Source organism: Variovorax sp. (genome assembly GCF_035634955.1).
Lineage (GTDB): Bacteria > Pseudomonadota > Gammaproteobacteria > Burkholderiales > Burkholderiaceae_C > Variovorax.
The window spans coordinates 266,563-287,999 of record NZ_DASQBZ010000025.1 but is presented as its reverse complement, the minus strand read 5'-3'; the positions used below and the strand labels follow the sequence as shown (position 1 = coordinate 287,999).

Annotated in this window: 21 protein-coding genes; 13 read left to right on the top strand and 8 right to left on the bottom strand. The window is 66.2% G+C overall.

The window, feature by feature from the left end; translation table 11 throughout:
- Positions 1-139: 139 nt before the first annotated feature.
- From VES41_RS15645 to VES41_RS15625, 5 genes are all read right to left on the bottom strand, one after another.
- Positions 140-2,734 carry a bifunctional aconitate hydratase 2/2-methylisocitrate dehydratase gene (locus VES41_RS15645; protein WP_324818749.1) on the bottom strand — a complete coding sequence of 865 codons (2,595 nt, stop codon included), beginning with the start codon at positions 2,732-2,734 and terminating at the stop codon, positions 140-142.
- A gap of 90 nt (positions 2,735-2,824) precedes the next feature.
- The gene (locus tag VES41_RS15640; protein ID WP_324818747.1) at positions 2,825-3,445 is read right to left on the bottom strand and encodes a hypothetical protein; all 621 of its coding nucleotides are present in this window, start codon (positions 3,443-3,445) and stop codon (positions 2,825-2,827) included.
- Between the two features lie 76 nt (positions 3,446-3,521).
- Complete coding sequence (locus VES41_RS15635) at positions 3,522-4,532, bottom strand: HpcH/HpaI aldolase/citrate lyase family protein (protein ID WP_324818745.1); 1,011 nt, start codon at positions 4,530-4,532, stop codon at positions 3,522-3,524.
- Between the two features lie 18 nt (positions 4,533-4,550).
- Positions 4,551-5,339 (bottom strand): trans-aconitate 2-methyltransferase, encoded by a 789-nt coding sequence (gene tam / locus VES41_RS15630; protein WP_324818742.1) that lies wholly within the window; start codon positions 5,337-5,339, stop codon positions 4,551-4,553.
- Positions 5,340-5,352: 13 nt separating this feature from the next.
- Positions 5,353-6,339 (bottom strand): malate dehydrogenase, encoded by a 987-nt coding sequence (locus VES41_RS15625; RefSeq protein ID WP_324818739.1) that lies wholly within the window; start codon positions 6,337-6,339, stop codon positions 5,353-5,355.
- Between the two features lie 241 nt (positions 6,340-6,580).
- Here VES41_RS15625 and VES41_RS15620 point away from each other — a divergent pair, with 241 nt between their 5' ends.
- The 12 genes from VES41_RS15620 (at position 6,581) to leuB (ending at position 17,215) form a co-directional block, all read left to right on the top strand.
- Positions 6,581-7,342: a GntR family transcriptional regulator gene (locus VES41_RS15620; RefSeq protein WP_324818736.1), complete on the top strand. Its 762-nt coding sequence runs from the start codon at positions 6,581-6,583 to the stop codon at positions 7,340-7,342.
- A 127-nt stretch (positions 7,343-7,469) separates the two neighbouring features.
- The gene (gene sdhC, locus VES41_RS15615) at positions 7,470-7,913 is read left to right on the top strand and encodes a succinate dehydrogenase, cytochrome b556 subunit (protein ID WP_324818733.1); all 444 of its coding nucleotides are present in this window, start codon (positions 7,470-7,472) and stop codon (positions 7,911-7,913) included.
- A 22-nt stretch (positions 7,914-7,935) separates the two neighbouring features.
- Positions 7,936-8,301, top strand: a complete 366-nt coding sequence (gene sdhD, locus VES41_RS15610; RefSeq protein ID WP_324818730.1) for a succinate dehydrogenase, hydrophobic membrane anchor protein — start codon at positions 7,936-7,938, stop codon at positions 8,299-8,301.
- A gap of 12 nt (positions 8,302-8,313) precedes the next feature.
- A complete protein-coding gene (sdhA, locus tag VES41_RS15605) occupies positions 8,314-10,125 on the top strand; it encodes a succinate dehydrogenase flavoprotein subunit (protein WP_324818727.1) in 1,812 nt (603 codons plus the stop codon).
- A 31-nt stretch (positions 10,126-10,156) separates the two neighbouring features.
- The gene (locus tag VES41_RS15600) at positions 10,157-10,858 is read left to right on the top strand and encodes a succinate dehydrogenase iron-sulfur subunit (protein ID WP_324818725.1); all 702 of its coding nucleotides are present in this window, start codon (positions 10,157-10,159) and stop codon (positions 10,856-10,858) included.
- 13 nt (positions 10,859-10,871) lie between these two features.
- Positions 10,872-11,159 (top strand): succinate dehydrogenase assembly factor 2, encoded by a 288-nt coding sequence (locus tag VES41_RS15595; protein WP_324818722.1) that lies wholly within the window; start codon positions 10,872-10,874, stop codon positions 11,157-11,159.
- A gap of 61 nt (positions 11,160-11,220) precedes the next feature.
- Positions 11,221-12,531, top strand: coding sequence for a citrate synthase (gene gltA, locus VES41_RS15590; RefSeq protein WP_324818719.1), 1,311 nt, complete (start codon positions 11,221-11,223; stop codon positions 12,529-12,531).
- Between the two features lie 163 nt (positions 12,532-12,694).
- On the top strand, positions 12,695-12,835 hold the full coding sequence (locus tag VES41_RS15585; RefSeq protein ID WP_324818716.1) for an entericidin A/B family lipoprotein: 141 nt from the start codon (positions 12,695-12,697) through the stop codon (positions 12,833-12,835).
- 158 nt (positions 12,836-12,993) lie between these two features.
- Positions 12,994-13,950: a LysR substrate-binding domain-containing protein gene (locus VES41_RS15580; protein ID WP_324818712.1), complete on the top strand. Its 957-nt coding sequence runs from the start codon at positions 12,994-12,996 to the stop codon at positions 13,948-13,950.
- Positions 13,951-14,012: 62 nt separating this feature from the next.
- Positions 14,013-15,434 carry a 3-isopropylmalate dehydratase large subunit gene (gene leuC, locus VES41_RS15575; RefSeq protein WP_324818709.1) on the top strand — a complete coding sequence of 474 codons (1,422 nt, stop codon included), beginning with the start codon at positions 14,013-14,015 and terminating at the stop codon, positions 15,432-15,434.
- A 27-nt stretch (positions 15,435-15,461) separates the two neighbouring features.
- Entirely contained in the window at positions 15,462-16,112 is a 651-nt protein-coding gene (leuD, locus tag VES41_RS15570; protein WP_324818706.1) for a 3-isopropylmalate dehydratase small subunit, read from the top strand.
- A gap of 35 nt (positions 16,113-16,147) precedes the next feature.
- Positions 16,148-17,215 carry a 3-isopropylmalate dehydrogenase gene (leuB, locus tag VES41_RS15565; RefSeq protein WP_324818703.1) on the top strand — a complete coding sequence of 356 codons (1,068 nt, stop codon included), beginning with the start codon at positions 16,148-16,150 and terminating at the stop codon, positions 17,213-17,215.
- 59 nt (positions 17,216-17,274) lie between these two features.
- On the opposite strand, the gene VES41_RS15560 is transcribed toward leuB, so the two are convergent.
- From VES41_RS15560 to VES41_RS15550, 3 genes are all read right to left on the bottom strand, one after another.
- Positions 17,275-17,874: a HupE/UreJ family protein gene (locus VES41_RS15560; RefSeq protein ID WP_324818700.1), complete on the bottom strand. Its 600-nt coding sequence runs from the start codon at positions 17,872-17,874 to the stop codon at positions 17,275-17,277.
- 2 nt (positions 17,875-17,876) lie between these two features.
- Positions 17,877-18,638, bottom strand: coding sequence for a DUF4198 domain-containing protein (locus VES41_RS15555; protein WP_324818698.1), 762 nt, complete (start codon positions 18,636-18,638; stop codon positions 17,877-17,879).
- Between the two features lie 68 nt (positions 18,639-18,706).
- The gene (locus tag VES41_RS15550; protein WP_324818695.1) at positions 18,707-19,774 is read right to left on the bottom strand and encodes a hypothetical protein; all 1,068 of its coding nucleotides are present in this window, start codon (positions 19,772-19,774) and stop codon (positions 18,707-18,709) included.
- Between the two features lie 380 nt (positions 19,775-20,154).
- Between VES41_RS15550 and asd the strand changes: the two genes are divergently transcribed.
- Positions 20,155-21,285 carry an aspartate-semialdehyde dehydrogenase gene (gene asd / locus VES41_RS15545; protein WP_324818693.1) on the top strand — a complete coding sequence of 377 codons (1,131 nt, stop codon included), beginning with the start codon at positions 20,155-20,157 and terminating at the stop codon, positions 21,283-21,285.
- Positions 21,286-21,437 lie beyond the last annotated feature (152 nt).

Here is a 21,437-nt window from a genome sequence, read left to right as displayed (position 1 = left end):
GGCCCCGCGGCGCGCTCTGCGCGCGGCACAATGAAAGAAACCCGCCACGGCGGGTTTTTTCGTTTCGCGCCGCACCGCACGGCCGTCCCCGACAAAAAAAGACCCGCCGAAGCGGGTCTTTGCGGTAGACGACGGGCGATCAGGCCGAGACCGTCGCTGCCACCTCGGTGTAGTCCTCGATCTGGTCGAAGTTGAGGTACTTGTAGATCTGGTCGCCATTGGCGCTGAGCACGCCCATGTCCGCCATGTACTCGGCCTTGGTCGGGATCTTGCCCAGCTTGGAGCAGATCGAGGCCAGCTCGGCCGAGCCCAGGTACACGTTGGTGTTCTTGCCCAGACGGTTGGGGAAGTTGCGGGTGCTGGTGGACATCACCGTCGCGCCTTCGCGCACCTGCGCCTGGTTGCCCATGCACAGCGAGCAGCCGGGCATCTCGGTGCGCGCACCGGCGTTGCCGAAGACGCCGTAGTGGCCTTCCTCGGTCAGTTGCTGTGCGTCCATCTTGGTCGGCGGCGCGATCCACAGCTTGACCGGAATGTCGCGCTTGCCTTCGAGCAGCTTCGACGCTGCGCGGAAGTGGCCGATGTTGGTCATGCACGAGCCGATGAACACTTCGTCGATCTTGGCGCCGGCCACGTCCGACAGCGTCTTCACGTCATCCGGATCGTTAGGGCAGGCGACGATCGGCTCGTGCACGTCGGCCAGGTCGATCTCGATGACCGCGGCGTACTCGGCATCGGCGTCGGCCTTGAGCAACTGCGGATCCTTGAGCCAGGCTTCCTGCGCTGCAATGCGGCGCTGCAGGGTGCGCGCGTCGGCATAGCCTTCGGCGATCATCCACTTCATCAGCGTGATGTTGCTGTTGATGTACTCGGCGATCGGCTCCTTGTTCAGGTGCACCGTGCAGCCGGCGGCCGAGCGCTCGGCCGAGGCATCGGACAGCTCGAAGGCTTGCTCCACCTTCAGGTCGGGCAGACCTTCGATCTCCAGGATGCGGCCCGAGAAGATGTTCTTCTTGCCCTTCTTCTCGACCGTCAGCAGACCTTGCCTGATGGCGTACAGCGGAATGGCGTTGACCAGGTCGCGCAGCGTCACGCCGGGCTGCATCTTGCCCTTGAAGCGCACCAGAACCGATTCGGGCATGTCCAGCGGCATCACGCCGGTGGCGGCGGCAAAGGCCACGAGGCCGGAACCCGCCGGGAAGCTGATGCCGATGGGGAAGCGGGTGTGCGAGTCGCCGCCGGTGCCGACGGTGTCGGGCGTGAGCAGGCGGTTGAGCCAGCTGTGGATCACGCCGTCGCCGGGGCGCAGCGAAATGCCGCCGCGGGTGCTGATGAAGTCCGGCAGCTCATGGTGCATCTTCACGTCCACCTTCTTCGGGTAGGCGGCCGTGTGGCAGAACGACTGCATGACCAGATCGGCCGAGAAGCCCAGGCAGGCCAGGTCCTTGAGCTCGTCGCGGGTCATCGGGCCGGTGGTGTCCTGGCTGCCAACGCTGGTCATGCGCGGCTCGCAGTAGGTGCCGGGGCGTACGCCCTGGCCTTCTGGCAGGCCGCAGGCGCGGCCGACCATCTTCTGCGCCAGCGAGAAACCCTTGCCGGAATCGACCGGCGCCTGCGGCAGGCGGAACAGGGTGGAGGCCGGCAGGCCCAGCGCCTCGCGCGCCTTGGCCGTCAGGCCGCGGCCGATGATCAGCGGGATGCGACCACCGGCACGCACTTCGTCGAACAGCACGTCGCTCTTGACCTTGAACTCGGCGATGACCTGGCCGTCCTTCAGGGCCTTGCCTTCGTAGGGGCGCAGCTCGATGGTGTCGCCCATGTTCATCTGGTTCACGTCGAGCTCGATCGGCAGCGAGCCGGCGTCTTCCATCGTGTTGTAGAAGATCGGCGCGATCTTGGTGCCCAGGCAGATGCCGCCGAACTTCTTGTTCGGGATGAAGGGAATGTCCTCGCCGGTCCACCACAGCACGCTGTTGGTGGCCGACTTGCGCGACGAGCCGGTGCCGACCACGTCGCCGACATAGGCCACGGGCAGGCCGCGGGCCACGAGGTCCTGGATGAACTTGACCGGTCCGCGCTTGCCGTCTTCCTCGGGCACGAAGGGCGCGCCGTCGCGCTTGTTCTTCAGCATCGCCAGGGCGTGCATCGGGATGTCCGGGCGGGTGGTGGCGTCCGGCGCCGGCGACAGGTCGTCGGTGTTGGTCTCGCCCGGCACCTTGAACACGGTGAAGGTGATGCTCTGCGGCACTTCCGGCCGGCTGGTGAACCACTCGGCGTCGGCCCAGCTCTGCAGCACGGCCCGGGCGTTGGCATTGCCCTTTTCGGCCAGTTCCTTGACGTCGTGGAACTGGTCGAACATCAGCAGCGTCTTTTTCAGTCCCTCGGCCGCGGTCGCGCCCACTTCGGCATCGGCCAGCATCTCGATCATCGGGCCGATGTTGTAGCCGCCCAGCATGGTGCCGAGCAGTTCGGTGGCGTGCTTGCGCGAGATGAGCGCTGCCTTCTCGGTGCCGTGCGCCACGGCCGCCAGGTAGCTCGCCTTGACCTTGGCCGCATCGTCCACGCCCGCCGGGACGCGGTGCGTCAGCAGTTCCAGCAGGAACGCGCCGTCGGCATCGGCCTTGGCGCTCTTGATCAGTTCGATCAGCTCGACCGTCTGCTTGGCCGTCAGGGGCAGCGGCGGAATGCCGAGGGCGGCGCGCTCGGCAACATGTTCACGATAGGCTTGCAGCATTCTTCTCTCCGGGGACTGTCTGGTGTATGGGCGGCCTGGAAGCAAGAGGCGGGCCGCCATCGCCGTGGGGCGGGTGAAGGGGGCCCTGGCCTACTTCTTGGCCGGCGCCGGCGCCGGTGCCGGGGCAGGTGCGGTGTTGGGTGCGTCTGCACCTTCGAACAGGCTCTTGGGCGGGTTCTTCTTCATCTCTTCCTCGACGGCCACCTGCGCCGCCGCCTTGCATTCGTCTGCCAGGCGCTCGCCCTTCTTCTGGCTCATCAGCATGGACTTGTTGCCCAGCTGCAGCCACAAGGCTTCCTGCCGCGGGTCTTCCAGGCGAATGGCGCCGGTGCGGCTGCTGACCGGGTGCATGCGGTAGCGCACGTTGTCGTGCGTCAAGGTGAAGAAGCCTTCCTTGGTGGCATCGGCCTCGAGCGTGACGCTGGCGCCGAGCTCGCAGGGGATGTTTCCGGTGATCACCGACTTGGCGGCCGCCAGATCTTCGGGCGTCAGCACGATGGTCGGATCGTCGGCGATCGGCTGCTTCTCCTCGAGCTTCTTGATGATCGGCTTGGGCACGACCTTCTGCGTCGCGCGCTTGGCCCGCGTCGGCGCCTTGTAGGGAGCGGGCTTGGCCGACTTGGCGGCGCTGCCGGTCGTGCCGCTCGACTGGGCGATGGCCGCGAAGGGCAAGGCGGCACTGAGCGCGGCGACGAGGATGAGATTCTTCATGAGGTGTGGTTTCCTTCGTTCGTGGGCAGGTCTGGCCTGTTGGATGCTTGTGTTGCTTGACGTGAAAAACGGGGCTTCAAGCCAGTCCCGTCGGTGGCGGCGGGAACCATGCGCGCGCAACCGCCGGCAGCGGGCGGCCGGTGGCGTGCGCGCGTTCGAGCAGTTGCCAGTACAGGCGGTAGCTGGCGCGGTCGTGCAGGACGCCGTCGACGCTGATGGGGGCCCAGTCGGCGGCGATGGCGGCCTGGATGATCTGCGCGGCCTCGTCCACCTGGCGCTCGCCCGGCGCGAACGCGTCCAGGATGGGCCGTATCTGGCTGGGATGGATGCTCCACATGCGCGTGTAGCCGAAATCGTCGGCGGCGCGGCGGGCGGCGGCGCGCATCGCGCCTTCATCGCCGAACTCGGTGACCACGCAGTGCGACGGCACCTTGCCATGCGCATGCGCGGCGGACGCGATCTCGAGCTTGGCCCGCACCACCAGCGGGTGGCTGAATTGTCCGGCCGAGCCCATGCCCTGGGCGGGAATGGCGCCCGCGTGGGCAGAAACGAAATCCATCAGTCCGAAACTGAGCGACTGCACGCGCGGATGCGCGGCAATATCGAAGGCGTTGTGCACGGCCAGCGGCGATTCGATCAGCACCTGCAGGGGCAGCGCCTGGGCCCCCGCGGCATCGAGCGCAGCGCAGGCGCGCACCACGTCGGCCGCGCACTCGACCTTCGGCACCATGATGTGGCAAAGACGGGCACCGGCACGCCCGGCGATGGTGTCGATGTCCGCCTCGAAGGCCGGGTGGTCGACCGGGTGCACCCGCACGGCGACACGCATGCCAGGGGCGGCGGCCAGCGCCAGTTCGGAGACCAGCGCGGCATGCTCGGCCTCGCCGCCCACCGGGGCGCCGTCCTCGCAATCGAGCGTCACGTCGAACACGCAGGCGCCGAACTCGTCCGCCATCTCGGCCTGCAGCGCCAGGCTTTTCTTCATGCGCGCTTCGACGCCGCTGTAGTGGTCGCACACCGGCAGCGCCACGGCGCCGGCCTGGGCGCCCAACAGCACCTGGCGGGGATGGAAGGAAGGATCAGTCATGCTTGCGGCAATGTCCGTCTACTTGCGCGTGGCGATGATGAACAGGCGCGGGAACGCCAGCAGGCGTCGCCCGTCGGCGCGCGCGGGATAGGCCGCGTCGACGCGCCGCTCGTACTCCGCCAGGAAGCGCTCGCGCAATTCGGGCGTGAGCGGATCGACGAACGGGCGCAGGCCCGTGGCGCGCACCCAGTCGACGATGGCGCGCGCGGACGCCATCGGATGCTGATAGGCAGTACGCCAGACGTCGATGTGCGCCGCGCGCGGCGCCAGCAGGTCGTAGTAGCCAGTCAGGTCCAGCAGTTCGGTGCGAAGGCGCGTGTAGTCGCCGATGGCGGCAGCGAACTCGGGTTCGGCCGCCACGTCGCGCATCAGCTGGTGAGTGGGTTCGGCGCGGTTGTCCGGCATCTGGATCGCCAGTACGCCGCCGGGCACCAGTGTGTCAAGCAGGCGCGGCAGCAGCCGCTCGTGGTCGGGCACCCATTGCAGCGCCGCATTGGCATAGATCAGGTCTGGGGCCACGGGTGGCTGCCAGGCCGCGATGTCGCTCAGCTCGAAGCGCACGCGTGGATGGCTGTGCGCAGGCAGGCGCTCGCGCGCGGCGTCGAGCATTGCCTGCGAATTGTCGGTGCCGATCACGTCGGCGCCGGGAAAACGTTCGACCAGGAGTTGGGTCGAGTTGCCTGGGCCGCAGCCCAGGTCGATGGCCAGGCGGGCCGACCGGAGCGGCACCCGCGCCAGCAGCTCGTGCGCCGGGCGGGTGCGCTCGTCCTCGTAGCGGGTATAGAGCGCGGGGTTCCAGTCGGCCATGCCGGCGATCGGGTTACAGCAGATGGGCGACGCCGGCCTGCTCGTCCTGCAGTTCCTTGAGCGTCTTGTTGATGCGCTCCTGGCTGAAGGCGTCGATGTCCAGGCCCTCGACGATCTTGTACTTGCCGCCTTCGGTGGTGACCGGGAAGCCGAAGATCACGTCCTTGGGAATGCCGTACTCGCCATTCGAGGGCACGCCCATGGTGACCCACTTGCCCTTCGAGCCCAGGGCCCAGTCGCGCATGTGGTCGATGGCGGCGTTGGCGGCCGAGGCAGCCGACGACAGGCCACGCGCGTCGATGATGGCGGCGCCGCGCTTGCCCACGGTCGGCAGGAAGGTGTCGGCGTTCCAGACCTGGTCGTTGATCATGTCCTTGACGCTGGCCCCGCCGATGGTGGCGAAACGATAGTCGGCGTACATGGTGGGCGAATGGTTGCCCCAGACGGTGAGCTTCTCGATGTCGCCCACGGCCTTGCCGGTCTTTGCGGCGATCTGGCTGGCGGCACGGTTGTGGTCCAGGCGCAGCATGGCGGTGAAGTTCTCGCGCGGCAGGCTGGGGGCGCTCTTCATGGCGATGTAGGCGTTGGTGTTGGCCGGGTTGCCGACCACCAGCACCTTGACGTCGCGGCTGGCGACCTTGTCGAGCGCCTTGCCCTGGGCCGTGAAGATCTGGGCATTGGCGGCCAGCAGGTCGGCACGTTCCATGCCGGGGCCGCGCGGGCGGGCACCCACCAGCAGCGCGTAGTCGGCGTCCTTGAAGGCAACCAGCGGGTCGCCGGCCGCCACCACGCCCGCCAGCAGCGGGAAGGCGCAGTCTTCGAGTTCCATGATCACGCCCTTGAGGGCCTTCTGCGCCTTCTCGTCGGGGATCTCCAGCAGCTGCAGGATGACGGGCTGGTCCTTGCCGAGCATTTCGCCCGAGGCAATACGGAACAACAGGGCGTAGCCGATCTGGCCAGCGGCGCCGGTGACGGCAACGCGAACGGGCTTCTTGCTCATGGGAGACACTCCAGAAGTGATGGGATAAAAGGCAATTCGGGCGGCGGGTGGCCCCTGGCAGTCATCTCAGTCATCTTCCATGCACGCATCCATGCACGCATCCTTGCGTGCATCCGCGCATGCCCGAGGCACCCGGCGCGAAAAGACTGCGATTCTATGCCGATTCGGGCCAGGGATGGCGTCTGTCTTATGTCTTATATAAGATACGCCCTGTTGCACGCGTCAGCGGCGGCAAAGCCCCATGTCCACCAGTTCCCCACCGCTCACCGACAGCCCGGCGCCCGCATTCAGTCCGCTCTACCAGCAGATCAAGACGCTGATCCTGCAGCGGCTGCAGGCGGGCGAGTGGAAGCCGGGCGAGCCGATCCCCAGCGAATTCGAGCTGGCGGCGCGCTTTCGAGTCAGCCAGGGCACCATGCGCAAGGCGATCGACGAGCTCGCTGCCGAAAACCTCGTGGTCAGGCGCCAGGGCAAGGGCACCTTCGTGGCCACGCACGCCGAGCACCACGTCCAGTATCGCTTTCTCAAGCTGGTCCCGGACGACGGCGACGTGACGGCCGAAGGCCCGGCGGTGCGCACCATCATCGACTGCCGGCGCCAGCGGGCCACGGCCGACGTGGCGCGCGCACTGAACCTGCGTACTGGCGACGCGGTACTGCAGGTGCGCCGCGTGCTCGCCTACCGCGGCGTGCCCACGATCCTCGAAGACCTCTGGCTGCCCGGCGCACCCTTCAAGGGGCTGACGGCGGAGCGGCTAGAGCAATGGCACGGCCCCATGTACGCGCTGTTCGAGACCGAATTCGGCGTGCGCATGGTCCGCGCAGAGGAGAAATTGCGCGCCGTGCTGCCCGACGCCAGCCAGGCCGAACTGCTCGCCGTGGACGCCGCCACGCCTTTGCTGAGCGTCGAACGGCTGGCTCACACGTACCACGACGCGCCTATGGAACTGCGCCGCGGCCTGTACCGTACCGACACCCACCACTACCACAACGAACTGGGATGAAGCCCTGCGCACCACTCAAGCTGTCACGCACGATCGTGCGGACCGATGGTGCATTGCAATAGAATTTTGGGTTGGTTACTTCTTGCGAAGACAAGCCGTCCCCCGACAAAAAGCCACGAAAGCCACCATGACAGAGCTTGCAACACCCCGGCCACCCCGACGCGAATTCCGCAACATCAACGTTTTCACCGACGTCAGCACCTACCGCCTGCCGCCGGCGGGCATCGTCTCGATCCTGCACCGCGCGAGCGGCGCGCTCATGTTCGTGCTGATGCCTTTCATCATCTGGATGTTCGATACGTCGGTGTCTTCCGAGGTGTCTTTCGAGCGATTCAAGGCCGTCTTCAACAGCGGCTTTTCTTTCGTTCCGGGCTGGTTCGTCAAGCTCGTCGCCCTGGCCCTGATCTGGGCCTACCTGCACCATTTCATCGCCGGCCTGCGCCACATCTGGATGGACGTGAGCCACAGCGCGGTGAACAAGGAATTCGGCCGCAGCTCCGCCATTGCCACCCTGGTCCTGAGCGTTCTGCTGACGATCGTGCTGGGCCTGAAGCTGTTCGGCGTCTACTGAAGAAAGCCAAGGAAACAACGACATGGCAGTGAACTACGGCTCCAAGCGCACCGTCGTCGGCGCGCACTACGGACTGCGCGACTGGCTCGCGCAGCGCATCACCGGCGGGCTGATGGCCCTCTTCACCCTCGTGCTGCTGGCGCAGGTGCTCTTCAGCCACGGCCCCATCGGCTACGACAAGTGGGCCGGGATCTTCGCATCGCAATGGATGAAGGTTCTGACCTTCTCCGTGATCGTTTCCCTGCTCTACCACGTGTGGGTCGGCATGCGTGACGTCTGGATGGACTACGTCCACTCGGTCGGCTTGCGTCTGGCCTGCCAGATCTTCACCATCGTCTGGCTGGTCGGCTGCGCCGGTTGGGCCATCCAAGTGCTGTGGAGACTGTGAAAGCCTGACCCCATGACCAATTACACAAAAGATCAAATCACGACGCGCAAGTTCGACGTCGTCATCATCGGCGCCGGCGGCTCCGGCATGCGCGCGTCGCTGCAACTGGCCCGCGCCGGATTGAACGTCGCGGTCCTGTCCAAGGTGTTTCCCACGCGCTCGCACACCGTGGCGGCGCAGGGCGGCGTCGGCGCCTCGCTGGGCAACATGAGCGAGGACAACTGGCACTACCACTTCTACGACACCATCAAGGGCTCCGACTGGCTGGGCGACCAGGACGCCATCGAGTTCATGTGCCGCGAGGCACCCAAGGTGGTGTACGAGCTCGAGCACTTCGGCATGCCGTTCGACCGCAACCCGGACGGCACCATCTACCAGCGCCCCTTCGGCGGCCACACCGCCAACTACGGCGAAAAGCCGGTCCAGCGCGCCTGTGCCGCGGCCGACCGCACCGGCCATGCCATGCTGCACACGCTCTACCAGCAGAACGTGCAGGCCCGCACCCAGTTCTTCGTCGAATGGATGGCGCTGGATCTGATCCGCGACGCCGAGGGTGACGTGGTGGGCGTGACCGCACTCGAGATGGAAACCGGCGACCTGCACATCCTGCAGGCCAAGACGGTGCTGCTGGCCACCGGCGGCGCGGGCCGCATCTTCGCGGCTTCCACCAACGCCTTCATCAACACCGGCGACGGCCTGGGCATGGCCGCCCGCGCCGGCATTCCGCTGCAGGACATGGAGTTCTGGCAGTTCCACCCGACCGGCGTGGCCGGCGCGGGCGTGCTGCTGACCGAAGGCTGCCGCGGCGAAGGCGCCATCCTGCTCAACAGCAACGGCGAGCGCTTCATGGAACGCTACGCCCCCACCTTGAAGGACCTGGCCCCGCGCGACTTCGTCTCGCGTTCGATGGACCAGGAAATCAAGGAAGGACGCGGGTGCGGTCCGAACAAGGACTACGTGCTGCTCAAGCTGGACCACCTGGGCGCGGAGACGATCCACAAGCGTCTGCCTTCGGTCTACGAAATCGGCATCAACTTCGCCAACGTCGACATCACCAAGGAGCCGATCCCGGTGGTGCCCACGATCCACTACCAGATGGGCGGCATTCCGACCAACATCAACGGCCAGGTGGTGGTGCAGCAAGGCGGCGACAACAGCGCCGTGGTCAACGGCTTGTATGCGGTGGGCGAATGCTCCTGCGTGAGCGTGCACGGCGCCAACCGCCTGGGCACCAACTCGCTGCTCGACCTGCTGGTGTTCGGCCGTGCGGCCGGCAACCACATCGTGCAGTTCCATGAGAAGAACAAGGAACACAAGCCGCTGCCGCAGGACGCGGCCGACTACACGCTCGAGCGCCTGAACCGCCTGGAGAACTCCTCCGAGGGCATCTACGCGCAAGACGTGGCCAACGACATCCGCACGACCATGCAGGCGCACGCTGCGGTCTTCCGCACGCAGGCGTCGATGGACGAAGGCGTCGAAAAGATCGCCGAGGTGCGCCAGCGCGTGGCCGGCATCACGCTCAAGGACAAGTCGCGGGTGTTCAATACCGCCCGGATCGAGGCACTGGAAGTCGAGAACCTCATTGAGGTCGCGCAGGCGACCATGGTCTCGGCGGCGGCCCGCAAGGAATGCCGCGGCGCCCACACCGTCGAGGACTACGAACGCCCGGCCGACGACCCGGTCGCGCCGCTCGGCCGCGACGACGCCAACTGGATGAAGCACACGCTGTGGTACAGCGCGGACAACAGCCTGAGCTACAAGCCGGTCAAGCTGCAGCCGCTGACCGTCGAATCGATCCCGCCGAAGGTCCGCACCTTCTGATGCCGTCCGCCAAAGAACAAGGTTCCCAACGATGAAGCGCACTTTCCAGATCTACCGCTACGACCCGGACAAGGACGACAAGCCGTACATGCAGACCGTCGAGATCGAGCTCGACGGCCACGAGCGCATGCTGCTCGACGCCCTGATCAAGCTCAAGGCGCAGGACCCCTCGATCGCCTTCCGCCGCTCCTGCCGCGAAGGCGTGTGCGGCTCCGACGCGATGAACATCAACGGCAAGAACGGCCTGGCCTGCCTGACCAACATGAACACCCTAAAGGGCACCGTCGTGTTGAAGCCGCTGCCGGGCCTGCCCGTCATTCGCGACCTGATCGTCGACATGACGCAGTTCTTCAACCAGTACCACTCGATCAAGCCGTATCTGCAGAACGACGTGCTGCCGCCCGAGAAGGAGCGCCTGCAGTCGCCGGAAGAACGGGATGAACTCAACGGGCTGTACGAGTGCATCCTGTGCGCCAGCTGCTCGACCAGCTGCCCCAGCTTCTGGTGGAACCCCGACAAGTTCGTGGGTCCGGCCGGCCTGCTGCAGGCCTACCGCTTCATCGCGGACAGCCGCGACGACCATACCGGCGAGCGCCTGGACAACCTGGAAGATCCGTACCGGCTGTTCCGCTGCCACACCATCATGAACTGCGTGGACGTGTGCCCGAAGGGCCTGAACCCCACGCGAGCCATTGGCAAGATCAAGGAACTGATGGTCCGCCGGGCTGTCTGACACATCTTCCATCATGCAAGCCGCCTCCTCCGACCCGGACCAGCCGATCGACGCCCGAGCGTTGAGCCGGTTGAAGTGGCGCTGCCGGCGCGGCCTGCTCGAAAACGACCTGTTCATCGCCCGGTTCTTCGAGCGATACGAAGCCTCCCTCACGCGAGGGCAGGCGCAGGCGCTGGAGACGCTGATGGACCTGTCGGACAACGACCTGATGGACCTGCTGCTGCGCAGAAAGGAGCCCGAGCCAGAATTGGCCGGGGCCGGCGTGGCACCCGTCCTGCAGATGCTGCGCGATAGAACCTGAGCAGCCACCCACGTCCTCCCATCAACCTCCGGTTCACCCCTCTCGAGAGAAAGACCCAGCCATGAAAGCCTCCGATACCAAGGCCACCCTGTCGTTCAGCAACGGCGGCCAGAACGTCGACCTGCCGATCTACAAGGGCACGATGGGCCCCGACGTCATCGACATCCGCAAGCTGTACGCACAGACCGGCATGTTCACGTACGACCCGGGCTTCATGTCGACCGCCTCGTGCGAATCCGCCATCACCTTCATCGACGGCGACAAGGGCGAACTGCTGTACCGCGGCTACCCGATCGAGCAACTGGCCACGAACTGCGACTTCCTCGACACCTGCCACCTGCTGCTGTACGGGGATCTGCCCAATGCCCAGCAGAAGGCCAAGTTCGACGACCTGGTGACGCACCACACCATGGTCAACGAGCAGATGCAGTTCTTCCTGCGCGGCTTCCGCCGCGACGCGCATCCGATGGCCATCATGACCGGCCTGGTGGGCGCGCTGTCGGCCTTCTATCACGACAGCACCGACATCAACAATCCGAAGCACCGCGAGATCGCCGCCGTGCGCCTGATCGCGAAGATGCCCACGCTGGTGTCGATGGCCTACAAGTACACGATCGGCCAGCCGTACATGTACCCGCGCAACGACCTGAGCTACGCCGGCAACTTCCTGCACATGATGTTCGCCACGCCGTGCGAGGAGTACAAGGTCAGCCCCGTGCTCGAGCGCGCACTCGACCGCATCTTCATCCTGCATGCCGACCACGAGCAGAACGCCTCCACCTCTACGGTGCGCCTGTGCGGCTCGTCGGGCACCAACCCGTTCGCAGCCATTGCGGCCGGCGTGGCCTGCCTGTGGGGCCCGTCGCACGGCGGCGCCAACGAGGCGGCGCTGAACATGCTGGGCGACATTCAGAAGGCCGGCGGCGTCGAGAAGATCGGCGAGTTCATCAAGCAGGTCAAGGACAAGAACTCCGGCGTCAAGCTGATGGGCTTCGGCCACCGCGTGTACAAGAACTACGACCCGCGTGCCAAGCTGATGCAGGAAACCTGCAAGGAAGTTCTGTCCGAACTGGGCCTGGAAAACGACCCCCTGTTCAAGCTGGCCATGGCGCTCGAGAAGATCGCCCTGGAAGACGAGTACTTCGTCTCGCGCAAGCTCTACCCGAACGTCGATTTCTATTCCGGCATCGTCCAGCGCGCCATCGGCATCCCGGTGCCGCTGTTCACCGCCATCTTCGCCCTGGCCCGCACGGTCGGCTGGATCGCGCAGCTCAACGAGATGATCGGCGACCCCGACTACAAGATCGGCCGCCCGCGCCAGCTGTTCGAAGGCTCGCCCAAGCGCGACGTCAAGCCGATGGCGCAACGCTGATCGGCCATCCGCCACGGTCTCTGTAGGCCGAGACGACATCACCACGAAGGCTGCCCACGGGCAGCCTTCCTGCGTTCTGGCCGACACGCGGCATCGCCGGCGATCGCTACCTTCGGGGTGTGCGCGATCAGCGCGCCCTGTTCAACCCGAAGGAGTCCATGCCATGAAGAAACTCACCAGTCTGCTCGCCATCGCTTTCACCCTCGCCGTGCCGCTGGCAGGCTGCAACACCATCGAAGGCGCCGGCCAGGACATTCAAAAGGGCGGCCAGAAGCTCGAAAACGCCGCTGACAAGAAGAAGTAAGCCAAGCCAAGCCGGCGGCGGCCCTGCCCGCTGCCGTCGCCCCCCGGCAGGGCCATCCTCGCCCGCCGGCAGGTCGGCCATCGCATTCGGCGATGGCCGCACCCAAGATTCTGGCGCAAAATGGCGAAATGCATCGTGAATCGCGATGCCTTTCGCCCATGCCCACCCCCACACAACCTGAACGCAACTTTGTCCGACGCGTCGATCTGACGTCGTTGCAGCTGTTCGTCGCAGTTTGCGAACTCGGCAGCATCGGACGGGCGGCCGAGCGCGAGTTCATCGCCGCGTCGGCCATCAGCAAGCGGCTGTCCGACCTCGAGGCGACGCTGCACACGCCCCTGCTGTACCGGCATACCCGCGGCGTCGACCTGACGCCTGCCGGTGAAACGTTGCTGCACCACGCGCGTTCGGTGCTCTACAGCCTCGAAAAGATGCAGGGCGAACTGTCGGAGTACGCGGACGGCGTGCGTGGCCACGTCCGAGTGCACGCCAACATCTCGGCCATCGTCCAGTACCTGCCCGAGGACCTGGGTTCCTTCGCGAGCGCGCACGAAGCCATCAAGATCGACCTCGAGGAGCACCTGTCGAGCGAGGTGCTGCGGGCGGTGCAGGAAGGCGCCGCCGACCTGGGCATCTGCCATGCGGCGCCGGGCTCGCACGAACTCCAGAGCCTGCCCTACCGGCAGGACCGGCTGGTGCTGGTGGTACCGGTCGGGCATGTCCTGGCCCGTGCGCCGCAGGTCGCGTTCGTCGAAACGCTCGAGCATGACCACGTCGGTCTGCATACCAACAGCTCCATCTACGTGGCCATGCACCAGGCCGCGCTCGAGGCGGGGCGCAGCATCAAGCTGCGCATCCACGTCACCGGGCTCGACGCCATGTGCCGCATGATCGACAACGGCCTGGGCGTTGGCATCATGCCGGCACGCGCGTTCGAGCTGATGCGCGGCGGCATCGGCCATCGCCTGGTCGGCGTGGCCCTGGCCGACGCCTGGGCCGAACGCCAGATCCGCCTTGTGGCGCGAGACTTCTCGACGTTGCCGGTGGCAGCGCGCACACTGGTCGAACACTTGCACGCCGGCGCGCAGGCGCGCCCGGCCCTGGCGGCGATCTAGGCGGCCAGGCGCCCGGCTCCGAATCATTCACGCAAAACCATCCCTTCCCCACGAGAGACTCCATGGCACGCACGCTCTACGACAAGATCTGGGACGAACACGTCGTCCATACCGAGGAGGACGGCACCGCCATCCTCTACATCGACCGGCACCTGGTGCACGAAGTGACCAGCCCGCAAGCCTTCGAGGGCCTGCGCGAGGCCGGCCGCAAGCTGTGGCGCATCAGCTCGGTGGTCGCGACCGCCGACCACAACACGCCCACCACCGGCTGGGAACGCGGCTACGACGGCATCGATGACCCGATCAGCAAGGAACAGGTCACCACGCTGGACGCCAACATCGGAGAGTTCGGTGCGGCTGCATTCTTCCCCTTCCTGTCCAGGCGTCAGGGCATCGTGCACGTCATCGGGCCGGAAAGCGGCGCCACGCTGCCGGGCATGACGGTGGTGTGCGGCGACAGCCATACGTCCACCCACGGCGCGTTCGGAGCACTGGCCCATGGCATCGGCACCAGCGAGGTCGAGCATGTCATGGCCACCCAGACGCTGCTGGCCAAGAAGGCCAGGAACATGCTCATCAAGGTGGAAGGCACGCTGGCCCCGGGCTGCACCGCCAAGGACATCGTGCTGGCCATCATCGGCCGCATCGGCACGGCAGGCGGCACCGGCTACACCATCGAGTTCGCCGGCTCGGCCATTCGCGACCTCACCATGGAAGGCCGCATGACCGTGTGCAACATGGCCATCGAGGCCGGCGCGCGCGCCGGAATGGTGGCGGTCGATCAGAAGACGCTGGACTACGTCAAGGGCCGTCCGCTCGCGCCGACCGGCGTCGAATGGGACCACGCGGTGGCCTACTGGAAAACGCTCCATTCCGACCCGGGCGCGCATTTCGACACCGTGGTCGAACTGGACGCCGCCCAGATCAAGCCGCAAGTGACCTGGGGTACCTCGCCCGAGATGGTCCTGCCGATCGACAGCCGCGTGCCCGACCCCGACAAGGAGAAGGACGCCAACAAGCGCGGCGCCATCGAGCGCGCGCTCACCTACATGGGGCTCGAGCCGAACAAGCCGCTGAACGACATCTTCGTCGACAAGGTGTTCATCGGCAGCTGCACCAACAGCCGCATCGAGGACATGCGCGAGGCCGCGGCAGTGGTCAGGAAGCTGGGTCAGAAAGTGGCCAGGAACGTCAAGCTCGCCATGGTCGTGCCCGGCTCGGGCCTGGTGAAGGAACAGGCCGAGCGCGAGGGTCTGCACGAGATCTTCAAGGCTGCCGGCTTCGAATGGCGCGAGCCGGGCTGCTCCATGTGCCTGGCCATGAACGCCGACCGGCTGGAGCCGGGCGAGCGCTGCGCCTCCACCAGCAACCGCAACTTCGAAGGCCGCCAGGGCGCCGGCGGCCGCACCCACCTGGTGAGCCCCGCCATGGCCGCCGCCGCAGCCATCAAGGGCCACTTCGTCGACGTGCGCACGATCGCCTGAGCGCGACCGCAGCGACAAGGAAAAGACATGCAGAAATTCACCGTGCACCAAGGCCTCGTGGCCCCGATGGACCGCGAGAACGTCGACACCGACGCCATCATTCCCAAGCAGTTCCTCAAGTCGATCAAGAAGACCGGCTTCGGCCCCAACCTGTTCGACGAGTGGCGCTACCTCGACCATGGCGAGCCGGGCATGGATCCGGCCAGCCGCAAGCCGAACCCCGACTTCGTGCTCAACCAGCCCCGCTACGCCGGCGCGTCCATCCTGCTGGCGCGCAAGAACTTCGGCTGCGGCTCGTCGCGCGAGCACGCGCCGTGGGCGCTGGACCAGTTCGGGTTTCGCGCCATCATTGCGCCGAGCTTTGCGGACATCTTCTTCAACAACAGCTTCAAGAACGGCCTGCTGCCCATCGTCGTTCCCGAGGCGACCGTGTCGCAGCTGTTCGACGAAGTGCGGGCCTTCCCAGGCTACCAGCTGACCATCGACCTGGAGCGCCAGGTGATCGTCAAGCCCGACGGCCAGGAGATCGCCTTCGACGTCCAGGCTTTCCGCAAGTTCTGCCTGATCAATGGCCTCGACGACATCGGTCTGACCCTGCGCCACAAGGACAAGATCAAGGCGTTCGAGGCAGAACGCCTGGCCACCAAGCCCTGGCTCGCCCACCAGATGGCCGGCTGAGCGTTCCCCTTATCTCCTTCAAGAAGCATGACCTCATGAAAATCGCAGTTCTTCCCGGTGACGGCATCGGCACCGAAATCATCGAGCAGGCCGTGCGCGTGCTCAACGCGCTGGACCTGAAGTTCGAGATGGAAACCGCGCCGGTGGGCGGCGCCGCCTACGAGGCGCACGGTCATCCATTGCCGGAATCGACGCTCAAGCTGGCCAAGGAAGCCGACGCGGTGCTTTTCGGCGCCGTCGGAGACTGGAAATACGACAAGCTCGAGCGCGCGCTGCGCCCGGAACAGGCCATCCTGGGCCTGCGCAAGAACCTCGGCCTTTTCGCCAACTTCCGCCCGGCCATCTGCTACGAACAGCTCACGCACGCCTCCAGCCTCAAGCCGGAACTGGTCGCAGGGCTGGACATTCTCATCATCCGGGAACTGACCGGGGACATCTACTTCGGCCAGCCGCGCGGCAAGCGCACCTCGCCGGACGGCAACTTCCCCGGTGCCGAGGAAGCCTTCGACACCATGCGCTACACGCGCCCGGAGATCGAGCGCATCGCGCGCGTCGCATTCGAGGCCGCACGCAAGCGCAGCAAGCGCGTGACCAGCGTCGACAAGGCCAACGTGCTCGAGACCTTCCAGTTCTGGAAGGACGTCGTGACCGAGGTGCACAAGGACTATCCGGACGTCGAACTCGACCACATGTACGTGGACAACGCCGCCATGCAACTGGTCAAGGCGCCCAAGAAATTCGACGTCGTGGTCACCGGCAACATGTTCGGGGACATCCTGTCGGACGAGGCCGCCATGCTCACCGGGTCGATCGGCATGCTGCCCTCGGCCAGCCTGAACGCCAGCCGCCAGGGCCTGTACGAGCCCAGCCACGGCAGCGCACCCGACATCGCCGGCAAGGGCGTGGCCAATCCGCTGGCCACCATCCTGTCGGCGGCGATGATGCTGCGCTTCTCGCTCGACCAGGAAGAAGCCGCCCAGCGGATCGAGAACGCCGTCAAGAAGGTGCTGGCCCAGGGCCTGCGCACGCCCGACATCCATAGCGAAGGCACGACGCGCGTCGGCACGCGCGAGATGGGCGACGCGGTGCTCAAGGCGCTCTAGGTTCTACACCGCCAGGAGAACGCCGGCCGGCGACGTGCGGCGGCGGCATGCGCCGCCGCTCAGCCGACGGCCGGCGCCGCCAGCAACCACACCCCGAAGATCGCGGCAAACCAGCCGCAGGCCTGCAGTAGCCAACAGCCTGCCCTGAGGCGCACCGCCAGGCCCGCTCCGAACAGGCCTGCCACGTGCAATATCGCCGTCGTGGTGAGGAAACCGATCGTCGCCAGGACAGGCGACTCGATGACAGTCAGTTCGTAGCCATGAAGATAGCCATGGCAAAAGCCGAAGATGCCGACTGCGCCGACGGCCACGGGCCACGGGACGCGTTCTCCCAGCGCGATTGCCAGGCCCAGCAGAAGCACCGAGAGCGCCACGCCGACCTCGGCGCCGGGAACATCAACCAGTTGCAGGCCAACCACGCCACCCATGCACATCATGAGGAGGAAGGCACCGGGCACCGCCAGGATCGCGCGGCGGCCGAGCAATGCGCTCCAGGCGCCGACCGCCACCATCGCCACGAGATGATCGGCACCGCTGAGCGGGTGCAGCCAGGCCGCCAGAACGCCTGGGTTGCCGGCGGTGTGCGCCTGGGCCGGCGCCGCCGCCGCAAGACTGGCCAGAACCATGGCAACTCGAGGAGGCGTCTTGTCCTTGTCCATCGTCACGGCGCCCCAGGCAGAGAGAAGGTGAGCGATGCCCAGATGCTGTTCCAGTCCGCCGGTGGCCGCGCTGCCGGCTCGATGTGCACTGCATAGATCGTCCAAAGGCCGGCATGAGGCAATGCCAGTTCGACCTCGCCGGCCGCCGACGTGCGCGCCTCGACGATCTGGTCCGGTAGGTCCCTGGGCAATGCGGCCACCCGGGCGTGGCCGGCAGGCCGCCCCGCCAGCAGCAGCTTCAGGCGAAACGGGCCTCCGGGGCGGTACGCGAGCGGATCGGTGAGCGGCACCAGCTCGAACGGCAGCCCGAGGACGCGGTCATAGCCACGCGACTTGCCGTCGACAAGCACGAGGGACTTGGCAGCGCGCGTGAAGTCCTCGCGCCCCGGCGCGTCGGCAACACCGAGTTCGCGCCGAAGCCGCAACGCATCATCCAGGCCCTCCTCTTTCAGGTATGCCTCAAAAGCCGGCCCCGCAAGCGCAATGGTGCTGGGGTTCGTCTGCATCGACACGATCGACGCACCCGCAGCACGGGCCTTGAAGTGCCCTGCCGGCCGCCCATTGCTGCGTCCGGGGACGTCGCGACTGCCCTCGGCATCGACGACCTGGAACTCGGCGACCATGCCGGGCAGCCTCGGGGTCGAGGCACCGGGCCACCGTGGCCCGATTCGCAGATCGAGCGCCACGTCCTGGCCCCGCTCGGGCGTCGGTCCGAAGGGGACGAGCCAGAACGCATGCGCCCAGACGGTTGCCGGCAACAGCATGCCGCACGCCATTGCCCACAGGACACGCCGCGCCATACGCCCGCGGCCGGCGCCGGGCAGTAGCGGTCTCATACGGGAATGACGTACGGGAATTTGCTGGTGTAGTTGCGCAGATCCTCCAGATGCTGGTCAACCGGCTGGCCAATGAGCAATGAGAGCGTCGTCGACATGGCGTCGTCGCTGAGCTTGCGGCCGTTGAAACGCTCTGGCGTATAGGCTGCATCGCTTCCTACCTCGTAGGGCAGCACGTCGGGCAGGAGCCGCCCGGCCGTCTCGTCGCCGTAGGCGAAGGGATCCGACCGCGATTTGGCGAAGTGCGCCGAACGGGCGATGCGCGCACTGAAGAAGTTGACGAACTGGCTCTGTGTGTCGGGGCGCGACGCATCGAAAGCCGCCTTGAGTGCCTCGTCCTCGAACAGCATCACGTGTGCCATCAGGCACTTGGCCATGTACTGCACCTGGCGCCACTTGCCGGCCTCGTTCACCGCGACCGTGGTGAAGGCGCTGATCTGGCGACCCAGCAGCGTGTTGGGCACCTCGAGGACCAGCACGCCGCACGTGCGGCCCAGGAAGATGTTCTTGCCCGACGCCTTCTCCCAGACCTTCGGGTCATACTTGCCCTGTGCCAGCTGCGCGCGGAAGGCGCCGAGGGCCGGAGAATTGCCGAAGAAAGGGTCCTTGGCGCGGCCGACCCAGGCACGGATGCCGCCCGGCAGTTCGGTGGCCTTGCCCTCGGTCACGGGGCCGAGCTTGCGCCCCTTTGCGCCCAATGCCCCGTTGGCCTCCCCGAGCTGGTGGCACGCGAGTTGGGCGCCGTCGTAGGCGAAGGTCCACGTGAAGCCGGCCTTGAGGTCGTCGCCAGTGGCGCAATGGATGTTGTAGGCGGCAGCGCGGTCGAGGAGGTCTTCGCCCGCTTTCGGCGCGAAGTTCACGTCCAGCAGGAACACCGTCCGATTCCCTTCCTCGGCCTTGAAGACGTAGAAGTCCGTCAAGGCGATCCTGGGATTGCTGCGCGACGCGGCAGACTCGAAATGATGACTGGCATGCGCCGCAGCCGGCAGCATGGATGCGCAGGCCGTCAGGCCCGAAGCGAAGAGCGCACGCCGGCGGCTCAACGCGAAAGCGTTGTCTTGCATGTTTTTTCAACTCCCTGTCTAGCTATCCGGCGCGCTCTGATGCAGGACGCAGGCAGCGCGGCCGTCTCGGAATTTAGCATCCGCAAAACGCGCGCCTGCTGCGGGGCTCGCGGCCGCCCGCGTGGGCAGGCGTTCCGCTACAATTGACACAATGTGCGTCCCTTTCCCATCCGCCTCGATCTGCACGCCAGCCGACCCGGCTCGCGTGGGCGTGTGCGCAGCAATGCCGGGCGACGCCTCCCCCGCGAAAAAAACCACGACGACCATTAAGGGCTGACCCAGCCTGGTTCGTCGTGCGCCCTTCCTGGCCCTGACGAGCCGGGCGATCAGTCCCTTCGGCACTGTTTGTTAGTCATTCACATCTGAAAGGGCATCTGAAAATGAGCAAGTTGGTAGGGTTGGTCGGCTGGCGCGGCATGGTCGGCTCCGTCCTGATGGACCGCATGGTCGAAGAGCGCGACTTCGACCTCATCGAGCCGCTGTTCTTCTCCACTTCCAACGCCGGGGGCAAGGCGCCGGCCATGGCACGGAACGAAGGCACGCTGCAGAACGCGTTCGACATCGAAGCCCTCAAGCGCTGCGACATCATCGTCACGGCCCAGGGCGGCGACTACACCACCGAGGTGTTCCCGCGCCTTCGTGCCGAAGGCTGGAAGGGCCATTGGATCGACGCCGCGTCCACCCTGCGCATGAAGGACGACGCGGTCATCGTCCTGGACCCGGTCAACCTGCCGGTGATCAAGAACGCGCTCGCCAAGGGCGGCAACAACTGGATCGGCGGCAATTGCACCGTCAGCTGCATGCTGATGGGCGTCGGCGCCCTGTACAAGGCCGGCCTGGTCGAATGGATGACCAGCATGACATACCAGGCCGCCTCGGGCGGCGGTGCGCAGCACATGCGCGAGTTGCTGACCCAGTTCGGCACCCTCAACGCCGAGGTGCGCGACCTGCTGCACGACCCCAAGAGCGCCATCCTGGAGATCGACCGCAAGGTACTTGCCCGGCAGCAGAGCCTTTCGGCTCAGGAAACCGCCAACTTCGGCGTGCCGCTGGGCGGCTCGCTCATCCCCTGGATCGACAAGGACCTGGGCGACGGTTCCAGCAAGGAAGAGTGGAAGGCGGGCGCCGAAACCAACAAGATCCTCGGCCGAGGCCCTGCCTTCGGTACCGCTGCCACGCCGGTGGACGGCTTCTGCGTACGCATCGGCGCCATGCGCTGCCACAGCCAGGCCTTGACGTTCAAGCTCAGGAAGGACGTTCCGCTGGCCGACATCGAGGCCATGATCGCCGCCGACAACGAGTGGGTGAAGGTGGTGCCCAATACCCGCGAAGCCACCATGCGCGAACTGACGCCGGTGGCGGTGACCGGGACCATGTCGATTCCGGTCGGCAGGCTGCGCAAACTGGCCATGGGGCCGGACTACCTGGGCGCGTTTACCGTCGGCGACCAGTTGCTGTGGGGCGCGGCCGAGCCGCTTCGCCGTATGCTGCGCATCCTGCTCGAGGCTTGATGCCGGGCTGCGACGTCCCGGCCGGAACCGGTGCGTTGCAGGCCAACAACGACAGACGTGCACGTTAATTCGTACACGCGGCGTTGACGTGCTCTGTTGCCTTGTCAGTGATAGGTGATGGTGTTAACGTCCACTTACACTTTTGGGCAATG

Excerpts from the sequence above, each read along its gene's own strand:
- VES41_RS15600 (WP_324818725.1), top strand. The coding sequence starts at position 10,157 with ATGAAGCGCACTTTCCAGATCTACCGCTACGACCCGGACAAGGACGAC.
- asd (WP_324818693.1), top strand. The coding sequence starts at position 20,155 with ATGAGCAAGTTGGTAGGGTTGGTCGGCTGGCGCGGCATGGTCGGCTCC.
- leuC (WP_324818709.1), top strand. The coding sequence starts at position 14,013 with ATGGCACGCACGCTCTACGACAAGATCTGGGACGAACACGTCGTCCAT.
- tam (WP_324818742.1), bottom strand. The coding sequence starts at position 5,339 with ATGGCCGACTGGAACCCCGCGCTCTATACCCGCTACGAGGACGAGCGC.
- VES41_RS15635 (WP_324818745.1), bottom strand. The coding sequence starts at position 4,532 with ATGACTGATCCTTCCTTCCATCCCCGCCAGGTGCTGTTGGGCGCCCAG.
- leuD (WP_324818706.1), top strand. The coding sequence starts at position 15,462 with ATGCAGAAATTCACCGTGCACCAAGGCCTCGTGGCCCCGATGGACCGC.
- gltA (WP_324818719.1), top strand. The coding sequence starts at position 11,221 with ATGAAAGCCTCCGATACCAAGGCCACCCTGTCGTTCAGCAACGGCGGC.
- sdhD (WP_324818730.1), top strand. The coding sequence starts at position 7,936 with ATGGCAGTGAACTACGGCTCCAAGCGCACCGTCGTCGGCGCGCACTAC.
- VES41_RS15595 (WP_324818722.1), top strand. The coding sequence starts at position 10,872 with ATGCAAGCCGCCTCCTCCGACCCGGACCAGCCGATCGACGCCCGAGCG.
- VES41_RS15625 (WP_324818739.1), bottom strand. The coding sequence starts at position 6,339 with ATGAGCAAGAAGCCCGTTCGCGTTGCCGTCACCGGCGCCGCTGGCCAG.
- VES41_RS15620 (WP_324818736.1), top strand. The coding sequence starts at position 6,581 with ATGTCCACCAGTTCCCCACCGCTCACCGACAGCCCGGCGCCCGCATTC.
- leuB (WP_324818703.1), top strand. The coding sequence starts at position 16,148 with ATGAAAATCGCAGTTCTTCCCGGTGACGGCATCGGCACCGAAATCATC.
- VES41_RS15560 (WP_324818700.1), bottom strand. The coding sequence starts at position 17,874 with ATGGACAAGGACAAGACGCCTCCTCGAGTTGCCATGGTTCTGGCCAGT.
- sdhA (WP_324818727.1), top strand. The coding sequence starts at position 8,314 with ATGACCAATTACACAAAAGATCAAATCACGACGCGCAAGTTCGACGTC.
- VES41_RS15555 (WP_324818698.1), bottom strand. The coding sequence starts at position 18,638 with ATGCTGTTGCCGGCAACCGTCTGGGCGCATGCGTTCTGGCTCGTCCCC.
- VES41_RS15550 (WP_324818695.1), bottom strand. The coding sequence starts at position 19,774 with ATGCAAGACAACGCTTTCGCGTTGAGCCGCCGGCGTGCGCTCTTCGCT.
- sdhC (WP_324818733.1), top strand. The coding sequence starts at position 7,470 with ATGACAGAGCTTGCAACACCCCGGCCACCCCGACGCGAATTCCGCAAC.
- VES41_RS15640 (WP_324818747.1), bottom strand. The coding sequence starts at position 3,445 with ATGAAGAATCTCATCCTCGTCGCCGCGCTCAGTGCCGCCTTGCCCTTC.
- VES41_RS15580 (WP_324818712.1), top strand. The coding sequence starts at position 12,994 with ATGCCCACCCCCACACAACCTGAACGCAACTTTGTCCGACGCGTCGAT.
- VES41_RS15645 (WP_324818749.1), bottom strand. The coding sequence starts at position 2,734 with ATGCTGCAAGCCTATCGTGAACATGTTGCCGAGCGCGCCGCCCTCGGC.
- VES41_RS15585 (WP_324818716.1), top strand. The coding sequence starts at position 12,695 with ATGAAGAAACTCACCAGTCTGCTCGCCATCGCTTTCACCCTCGCCGTG.